The following is an 8,811-nucleotide window of genomic DNA, read 5'->3' on the forward strand; positions in this document are numbered from 1 at the left end:
CGCGGGGTGACGGGATGCTCGCTATCGTCGGGTCTGTGACTGCGCCTATCGACCCCACCTCCACCCCCGCCTGGTCCCGCCTCACCGCTCTGCGCGACGGGTTCGAACCCGATCTGCGCGGCTGGTTCGCCGCCGACGCCGACCGCACGCGCGATCTGACGCGCACGGTGGGCGATCTGCACGTGGACCTGTCCAAGAACCTGGTGACCCCCGAGGTGCTCGATGCCCTCGTGGCGCTCGCCGCCGAGACCGGAGTGCGCGAGCGCTTCGCCGACATGCGGCGCGGCGTCCACCTCAACACCAGCGAGGACCGCGCGGTCCTGCACACGGCGCTGCGTCGCCCCGCGGGCGTCCAACCTGCGCTCGTCGTGGACGGCCAGCAGGTCGATCACGACGTGCACGAGGTGCTCGACCGCCTGAGCGCGTTCGCCGAGCGCGTCCGCTCGGGCGAGTGGCGCGGGGTCACCGGCAAGAAGGTCACGCACGTCGTCAACATCGGCATCGGTGGCAGCGACCTCGGACCGGTGATGGTCTACGAAGCCCTCCTTCCCTCCGCCGACGCCGGCATCCACGCGCGCTTCGTGTCCAACATCGATCCGACCGACATCGCGCAGAAGACCGCCGACCTCGACCCCGAGACGACGCTGTTCATCGTCGCCTCCAAGACCTTCACCACGCTCGAGACCCTGACGAACGCGCGCCTCGCCCGCGACTGGCTGTGGCGGGAGCTGGGGTCGGCCGGGGCCATCGACGACACGGATGCCGCTCGCACCGACGCCGTCGCCCACCACTTCGTCGCGGTGTCCACGGCACTCGACAAGGTGTCGGCGTTCGGCATCGACACCGACAACGCGTTCGGTTTCTGGGACTGGGTCGGTGGCCGGTACTCGGTCGACTCCGCCATCGGCCTGTCGCTCGCGGTCACGCTCGGTCCCGACGTGTTCCGGGAGCTGCTGGCCGGCTTCCACACGGTGGACGAGCACGTGGCATCCACACCGATCGAGCAGAACGTGCCGGTCCTGATGGGCCTGCTGAACGTCTGGTACACCAACTTCCTCGGGGCGCAGTCGCACGCCGTCCTTCCGTACGCGCAGCAGCTGCATCGCTTCGCCGCCTACCTGCAGCAGCTCACGATGGAGTCCAACGGCAAGTCCGTGCGGTGGGACGGAACGCCGGTCACCACCGACACCGGCGAGGTCTTCTGGGGCGAGCCCGGCACGAACGGCCAGCACGCGTTCTACCAGCTGATCCACCAGGGCACGCGCCTGATCCCGGCCGATTTCATCGCCTTCGTCAACCCCGCGTACCCGCTCGCCGACGACGGTCGTGACGTGCACGGACTGTTCCTGGCGAATTTCCTCGCGCAGACGAAAGCCCTGGCGTTCGGCAAGACCGCCGAGGAGGTGGAGGCCGAGGGCACCACCGGCGCCCTCGTCGCCGCGCGCACCTTCCCCGGCAATCGTCCGACGACGTCGATCTTCGCGCCGTCGCTGACGCCGTCGGTGCTGGGCCAGCTCATCGCGCTGTACGAGCACATCACGTTCACGCAGGGGACGATCTGGGGCATCAACTCCTTCGACCAGTGGGGGGTCGAGCTCGGCAAGCAGCTCGCGCTGCAGATCGCTCCGGCGATCGAGGGCGATGACGATGCCCTGTCGTCGCAGGACGCCTCGACGCGTTCGCTGCTGGATTATTACCGGTTGCACCGCGCCTGAGAACGCCGCGCGGGTGCGCGCGGAGCGGGCCGTTCCAGAAGATCTCGCGTCTTCCGGGGCGGCCCGTTCGTCATCCGGTGTCGGCGCCGGGCGGGGCGGCACTGACGTGTCGCGGCCCTGCCATGAAACACCCGATAAGAGGGTCGAAAGAGACGTTCCGCCGCGCACGGAGCGAAGCCCGCGAACCCCGTCGGGCGGGCTGCGGCGCGCGGCCGCGAGAAGCGCGTCTCCCACGGCGCGTTCAGGTAACGAAGAGATAACGCCCAGACGGGCCACCCACACTCGGGGACTCGTGCCGACCTGACGGCACAGATCGCGCTCGATCCCGACGAGCGCGCCCGACCGAAAGACTCCTCTTTGCTGCGTTCCGATATCAAGCTCGTCCGTGTCCACCGCGCCCGCCGCACCCTCGTCACCGCCGCCACCTGCGCCGGCCTGGCGCTGGGGCTGGTCGCCACCACCGGCCTGGCGATGGCCGCACCGGTCTCTCCGCCCGACGCGTCCGCGTCGTCCTTCACCGCTCCCGGTTCGGCGATCACGATCTCGTCCGCTCCCACCCTGGATGCCGTCACCACCGGCGCCGACGCGGCGATGACCGATGCGCAGGCGGCCCTCGCGAGCGCGTCCGCCGTCCAAGCCGAGGTGGCCGCGACGGGCCTGCCCCTGTCGATCGGCGACGCCTCCGTCGACACCGCCGCCCTGCAGGACGCCGTCGACCGTCTCGGCTCGAGCGACCTGCTTCCGGTGCTGCTCGTGCCCGCGCTGAGCCAGAACGCGCAGGCCGAGACCGAGAGGGTCGGCGTTCGCGTCGCCGAGGTGCAGGCCAGCCTCTCGCAGGCGAAGGCCGACAAGGCCGCCGCCGACGCCGCCGCCGAGGCCCAGCGCCGGGCAGAGCAGGCGGCCGCCGAGGCCGCGGCGGCCGAGGCTCAGCGCCGGGCGGAGGCCGAGGCCGCCCTCGCGCGCGTGAACACGCCCGCCGGTGCGAAGGACTACGCCGCCCAGCTCGCTGCGCAGAAGTACGGGTGGGGGAGCGACCAGTTCTCGTGCCTCGCGTCGCTGTGGACCAAGGAGTCGGGCTGGGACTACCAGGCCTACAACGACGACGGCGGCGCCACCGGCATCCCGCAGGCCCTGCCCGGCAGCAAGATGGCGACCTTCGGAGCCGATTGGCAGACGAACGCGGCGACGCAGATCGCGTGGGGGCTGGACTACATCTCGCGCGGCTATGGCACGCCGTGCAGTGCCTGGGGCCACTCGCAGGCCGTCAACTGGTACTGAGAAACCCCTGACGACCCGCCCGCGCCCCGGGTCAGCGATATATCGTTGTATATCGCTGGCTCAGATCGGGTCCGCGCGAAGGAGGTCGTCATGAGTGGTTCATTCCTGGGAGACGCGTTCGGCGGACGCGGCGGTGCGAACAGCCCCGGCTGGCCGATGTCCAACATCCTCGAGGGTCTCGAGCAGCTGCGCACGCAGTTCGAGCAGAAGGGCGGCTCGGCCCCGCGGATGAACAAGGGCGACGTCCGCTCGGCGGTGCTGTCCCTGCTGCTCGAGCAACCGATGCACGGGTACCAGATCATCCGCGAGATCGAGGAGCGCAGCGGGGGCTCCTGGAAGCCGAGCCCCGGCTCCGTCTACCCCACGCTCCAGCTCCTCACCGACGAGGGCCTCGTGCAGGCCGAGGAATCCAACGGTCGCAAGACGTACTCGCTCACCCCCGAGGGTCGCGCCGCGGCCGGTGACGAGACCACGGAGCGCACCGCCCCGTGGGAGGCGGCCGGGTCCCGCGAGAGCGGTCGCATGACGGCCCTGCCCAAGGCCGGCGTCGAACTGGCGCAGGCCGCGGCGCAGGTGGCCCGTACGGGCAACAAGGAGCAGGTCGCGCAAGCCGTCGAGATCCTCGACGACGCGCGCCGTAAGCTCTACTCCATCCTCGCCCAGGGTTGAGGCCCACCCGAGCTCGACGCGTGCGGGGCGCACGTCGGCATCCAGGAGATTCGATGACCGACGACGCCCTCATGAAGGCCCGCTACCGCCGTATCACGCGCTTCGCGGCGCGCTACCTCGTCCAGGCGTGGTGGTACGAGCTCTTCCTGCCGCGGTTCGGCCTCGGGTGGATCTCCGCCCGGGGCCGAACCCGTCGCCTCCAGCGGATCGCGCAGCGCTTCCACGTCCTCGCGGTCGACCTGGGCGGTCTGATGATCAAGGTCGGGCAGTTCATGTCCTCGCGCTTGGACGTCCTCCCCCCCGAGATCACCAAAGAACTCGAGGGCCTGCAGGACGAGGTGCCCGCCGTCCCGTTCGCGCAGATGCGCATCCGCGCCGAAGCGGAGCTCGGGATGCCGCTCGAGCGCGCTTTCGCCTCGGTCGACGAGCGCCCGCTCGCCGCGGCGTCGCTGGGTCAGGCCCATCGTGCCGTGCTGACCGCGGCGATGGCCGACGAGACCGGTTTGAGCGCCGTGGTGCTGAAGATCCAACGGCCCGGGATCGACCGTGTCGTGGACGTCGACCTGCGGGCCCTGCGCAAGGTGGGGGTGTGGCTCAGCAGGGTCGCGCTCGTGCGCGATCGGGTCGACATGCCCTCGCTCGTCGAGGAGTTCGCGGTGACGAGCCTCGAAGAGATCGACTACCTGCACGAGGCCGCGAACTCCGAACGTTTCGCCGCCGACTTCGCCGCTGACGGCTCGATCGCCGTGCCCGAGGTGGTGTGGGAGCGCACGACCCGCCGGGTCCTCACGCTGCAGGACGTCACGGCGATCAAGATCAACGACGTCGACGCGCTGCGCGCCGCGGGCATCGACCCGGCCGAGGTCGCCGCGCGTTTCGCGCGGGTCATGTTCGACCAGTTGTTCGACGACGGCTTCTTCCACGCCGACCCCCACCCGGGCAACGTCTTCGTCACTCCGCTGGGGTCCCTCACCGAGGACGGAACCCCCGCATGGCGCTTCACCTTCATCGATTTCGGCATGATGGGCGAGGTTCCGCCCAGCCTGCGTCGTGGTCTGCGGCGCGTCCTCATCGCCGCCGCCTCGCGAGACGGCAAAGGCCTGGTCGACGGCATCCGTGATGTCGGAGTGCTTCTGCCGACGGCCGACACCATCCAGCTCGAGCGCGCGATGACGCAGCTGTTCGCGCGCTTCGGCGGCATGGGCTTCGCGGAGCTGCAAGAGGTCGATCCGCGGGAGTTCCGGGCCTTCGCGATCGAGTTCGGCGACGTGGTGCGCTCACTCCCGTTCCAGCTGCCCGAGAATTTCCTTCTCATCATCCGGGCGATGTCGCTGACGAGCGGCATGTGCAGTTCCTTGGATCCCGCCTTCAACATCTGGGATGCCGTCGAGCCCTACGCGCAGCGGCTGATCCGCGAAGAGAGCGGCAACACCGCGCAGGCCCTCGTGCGCGAGGTGGGCGCGGTCGCCGCCGTCACCGCACGCCTTCCCCGCCGCGTCGACAACCTGGTCACGCGCTTCGAGGACGGGTCGGTGTCGGTGCAGACCCCGCGCGTCGAACGGCGCATGCGCGATCTGGAGCGCATGGTGCGCCGGGTTGTGTCATCGGTGCTGTTCACCGGACTGCTCATCGGCGGCGTCCTTCTGCAGGCCGAGCAGGCGGTGCTGGGCACGCTCTTGATGATCGTCTCGATCGCTCCGCTCTCGCACGCGCTGCTGGCCGGATTCATCGCCCGTCGCAACGGTCTGTGACGCCGGGCTGTCGTCGGCCCTCTCACGCGCGAAGCGCGCCGCCGGATCGTCTCCGGGCGGCGCGCTTCTGCGTGCGGGTGCGGGTCGGTCAGTACCAGCCGACCGACTGCGACTGGCTCCACGCGCCGCAGGGGGTGCCGTAGCGACCCGAGATGTAGCCCAGGCCCCACGAGATCTGCGTGGCGGCGTTGGTCTGCCAGTCGGCGCCGGCCGACGACATCTTGCTTCCGGGCAGAGCCTGCGGGATGCCGTAGGCCCCGCTGCTGGGGTTGGAGGCGCGGTAGTTCCAGCCGGACTCCTTGTTCCACAGCGACACCAGGCACGAGAACTGGTCGTCGCCCCAGCCGCGGCTGGCGAGCATGCCGCGCGCGGTGGCCTGGGCCCCGGCCGGGCTGTTGTCGCCCGATCCGCCGCCGGAGGCGACGGGGACGGGAGCAGACGATCCGCCCGAAGAGCTGCTGCTGCTTTGCGTGGCGCGCTCCTCGGCGGCGGCCTTCTGCTTCGCGGCGGCCGCGGCCGCGGCGGCGGCCTCGGCCTCCTGGCGGGCCTTTTCGGCGGCCTCTTCCTCGGCCTTCTTCGCCACGGCGGCGTCGAGGCCTCCGCGCAGCTCCGCGACACGCAGGTCGACGGTCGCCTTCGCGGCGGTCACGTCCGCGGCGAGGTCGGGCAAGAAGGTGTCCGGCAGCACCGAGGCCGCCTCGAGCCGCGCGGTGGCGGCGTCGAGGGCGGTGGTGTCGACCGTGGCGGGCTGGCCGATGTCGAGACCGGATGCCGCGATGTCGTTCTGCACGGTGGAGGCCGCGGCCCGCGCGGTCGCGGCGGCCGATTCGGCGGTCCGGGCGGCGTCGGCTCCCGCGCCGCGAGCGGTCGCGAGGACCATCGGCGTGGTCGCCGAGGCGAGCGAGAAGCGGGCGGTCGACAGGTCTGTCGGGGAGGCGGTCGCGGCCGGTGCCGTGCCGGTCAGGGCCGCGGCCGCGACGACGCCGACCACGACCGCACCGAGAGCCGTCAGGGGGCGACGGCGGGTGCGGCGGGCGGCGAGGCGACGGTCACGACGATTGGATGGGGGCGTCGAGTCAGAGCGCATAGAACCGGTTTCACGTGAGGGAGGGCGGTGCGGGTGTCACCGTCCGACCCGCGTTCGGCGGGCACGAAACCCGGAGCCTGGCATGGCAGTCTGGACGCCACCTGGGCGTCGAAGCCTTCTACCGGTCTCGAAAAGGGCAGATCGGGGGCGAATCGATACCCGCGCACGCCGTCGGGTCTTCCCGCCCCCGGGAGCGGGTCGCCGCCGGCAGCGGGGGAGCGGGTGGGTGCGTTAGACTGAGGCGTCACACGTGGGCTTCGCCCGTTCTTCGAGCGTGCCCGTGACATCGCACGAACACACCCGCTTCGCTTCGGCTCGCGGCATCCGTTCGCCCTCGGGCGTCCGAGTGCCCGGCGGCTCCGATCCTCCCGGATCGCGGGCTCAGGAGCCGGAGCCCGACACCACACCCAACTAGGACAACCCACTACATGACTACCGCAACGACCGCCCCGGCTATCAAGCAGGTCGCGATCAACGACATCGGCTCGGCCGAAGACTTCCTGGCCGCGGTCGAGAAGACGCTCAAGTTCTTCAACGACGGCGACCTCATCGAAGGCACCGTGGTGAAGATCGACCGCGACGAGGTCCTCCTCGACGTCGGTTACAAGACCGAGGGTGTCATCCCCTCCCGCGAGCTTTCGATCAAGCACGACGTCGACCCCAACGAGGTCGTCAATGTCGGCGATCACGTCGAGGCCCTCGTTCTCCAGAAGGAGGACAAGGAAGGCCGCCTCATCCTGTCCAAGAAGCGTGCGCAGTACGAGCGCGCGTGGGGCGACGTCGAGAAGATCAAGGAGAACGACGGTGTCGTCACCGGTTCCGTGATCGAGGTCGTCAAGGGTGGCCTCATCGTCGACATCGGCCTCCGCGGCTTCCTTCCGGCCTCGCTCATCGAGCTGCGCCGCGTCCGCGACCTCACGCCGTACCTCGGCCAGGAGATCGAGGCCAAGATCCTCGAGCTCGACAAGAACCGCAACAACGTCGTGCTCTCGCGCCGCGCCCTGCTCGAGCAGACGCAGTCCGAGTCGCGCACCACGTTCCTCAACAACCTGCACAAGGGCCAGGTCCGCAAGGGCACGGTCTCGTCGATCGTCAACTTCGGTGCGTTCGTCGACCTGGGCGGCGTCGACGGTCTCGTCCACGTCTCCGAGCTCTCGTGGAAGCACATCGAGCACGCCTCCGAGGTCGTCGAGGTGGGCCAGGAGGTCACCGTCGAGATCCTCGAGGTCGACCTCGACCGCGAGCGTGTCTCCCTGTCGCTCAAGGCGACGCAGGAAGACCCGTGGCAGGTGTTCGCCCGCACCCACGCGATCGGTCAGATCGCTCCGGGCAAGGTCACCAAGCTCGTTCCGTTCGGTGCGTTCGTCCGCGTGGCCGACGGTATCGAGGGTCTCGTGCACATCTCCGAGCTCTCGGGCAAGCACGTCGAGCTCGCCGAGCAGGTCGTGTCGGTCGGTGAAGAGGTCTTCGTCAAGATCATCGACATCGACCTCGAGCGCCGCCGCATCTCGCTGTCGCTCAAGCAGGCCAACGAGTCGGTCGACCCCAACGGCACCGAGTTCGACCCGGCGCTGTACGGCATGGCCACCGAGTACGACGAGCGTGGCGAATACAAGTACCCCGAGGGCTTCGACCCCGAGTCGGGTGCGTGGCTCGAGGGCTTCGACGCTCAGCGCGAGCAGTGGGAGCAGGAGTACGCCGCCGCCCAGGGTCGCTGGGAGGCCCACAAGGCTGCCGTCACCAAGGCCCTCGAGGCCGAGGCCGCCAACCCGACGGACTCCGGTTCGTTCGGTGGATCCTTCTCGTCCGAGTCGCCCGCCCAGGGCACCCTCGCCGACGACGAGTCGCTGGCTGCGCTTCGCGAGAAGCTCTCCGGTCGCTGATCCGTCCCGCATCGAAGGCCGGTACCCCTCGGGGTGCCGGCCTTCGGTCGTTCCCGGGTGCAAGCCCTGGCCGATCCGCGGCCGGGAGGGCAGGATGATTGCATGGCTTCTCGACTTCCCCTTCTGATCACCCTCGCCGGCGTCGCCGTGCTGTTCCTCTCGATCGCTTTCGTCTTCGCGCTCGTCATCGGTGCGATGTTCTTCGGCGGGATCGAATTCACCGGTGGACACATGGATGCCGCCGCCCCCGCCGCGACCTTCGTCCTCACCGCCTGAGCCCCGGACCGTCCAGAACCCGCCCCACCGCCCGGTGGGGCGGGTTTTGCGTTCCACCGCGTGATTCCGGGGTTTTTGGTGTGCGACACGCCCGGGGGGTGGTGTCGATTCGACGGGTGGGGGGTTCGGGCGTAACTTATTACTTGTTCGCC

7 protein-coding genes are annotated in these 8,811 nt (G+C 69.9%); 6 read left to right on the top strand and 1 reads right to left on the bottom strand.

What is annotated here, in order from left to right; all coding sequences use genetic code 11:
- The first annotated feature begins 14 nt into the window (after positions 1-14).
- The 4 genes from pgi (at position 15) to ACIPVB_RS08415 (ending at position 5,413) form a co-directional block, all read left to right on the top strand.
- Positions 15-1,715 carry a glucose-6-phosphate isomerase gene (gene pgi / locus ACIPVB_RS08400; RefSeq protein ID WP_400368143.1) on the top strand — a complete coding sequence of 567 codons (1,701 nt, stop codon included), beginning with the start codon at positions 15-17 and terminating at the stop codon, positions 1,713-1,715.
- A gap of 357 nt (positions 1,716-2,072) precedes the next feature.
- On the top strand, positions 2,073-2,993 hold the full coding sequence (locus tag ACIPVB_RS08405) for a phospholipase (protein WP_400368145.1): 921 nt from the start codon (positions 2,073-2,075) through the stop codon (positions 2,991-2,993).
- A 90-nt stretch (positions 2,994-3,083) separates the two neighbouring features.
- A complete protein-coding gene (locus ACIPVB_RS08410) occupies positions 3,084-3,662 on the top strand; it encodes a PadR family transcriptional regulator (protein WP_400368147.1) in 579 nt (192 codons plus the stop codon).
- Positions 3,663-3,715: 53 nt separating this feature from the next.
- On the top strand, positions 3,716-5,413 hold the full coding sequence (locus ACIPVB_RS08415) for an ABC1 kinase family protein (protein ID WP_400368149.1): 1,698 nt from the start codon (positions 3,716-3,718) through the stop codon (positions 5,411-5,413).
- Between the two features lie 88 nt (positions 5,414-5,501).
- Here the strand turns inward: ACIPVB_RS08415 and ACIPVB_RS08420 are convergent, their stop codons facing one another.
- Positions 5,502-6,500: a lytic transglycosylase domain-containing protein gene (locus ACIPVB_RS08420; protein ID WP_400368150.1), complete on the bottom strand. Its 999-nt coding sequence runs from the start codon at positions 6,498-6,500 to the stop codon at positions 5,502-5,504.
- 428 nt (positions 6,501-6,928) lie between these two features.
- Here ACIPVB_RS08420 and rpsA point away from each other — a divergent pair, with 428 nt between their 5' ends.
- Positions 6,929-8,383 carry a 30S ribosomal protein S1 gene (rpsA, locus tag ACIPVB_RS08425; protein WP_400368152.1) on the top strand — a complete coding sequence of 485 codons (1,455 nt, stop codon included), beginning with the start codon at positions 6,929-6,931 and terminating at the stop codon, positions 8,381-8,383.
- A gap of 102 nt (positions 8,384-8,485) precedes the next feature.
- Positions 8,486-8,659, top strand: a complete 174-nt coding sequence (locus ACIPVB_RS08430; protein WP_400368154.1) for a hypothetical protein — start codon at positions 8,486-8,488, stop codon at positions 8,657-8,659.
- The last annotated feature ends 152 nt before the right edge of the window (positions 8,660-8,811 follow it).

Origin of the sequence: Microbacterium sp. NPDC090007 (genome assembly GCF_044748345.1) — a bacterium.
Classification (GTDB): domain Bacteria; phylum Actinomycetota; class Actinomycetes; order Actinomycetales; family Microbacteriaceae; genus Microbacterium.

Coding starts and splice junctions, on each gene's coding strand:
- ACIPVB_RS08420 (WP_400368150.1), bottom strand. CDS start 6,500: ATGCGCTCTGACTCGACGCCCCCATCCAATCGTCGTGACCGTCGCCTC.
- ACIPVB_RS08415 (WP_400368149.1), top strand. CDS start 3,716: ATGACCGACGACGCCCTCATGAAGGCCCGCTACCGCCGTATCACGCGC.
- ACIPVB_RS08410 (WP_400368147.1), top strand. CDS start 3,084: ATGAGTGGTTCATTCCTGGGAGACGCGTTCGGCGGACGCGGCGGTGCG.
- pgi (WP_400368143.1), top strand. CDS start 15: ATGCTCGCTATCGTCGGGTCTGTGACTGCGCCTATCGACCCCACCTCC.
- rpsA (WP_400368152.1), top strand. CDS start 6,929: ATGACTACCGCAACGACCGCCCCGGCTATCAAGCAGGTCGCGATCAAC.
- ACIPVB_RS08430 (WP_400368154.1), top strand. CDS start 8,486: ATGGCTTCTCGACTTCCCCTTCTGATCACCCTCGCCGGCGTCGCCGTG.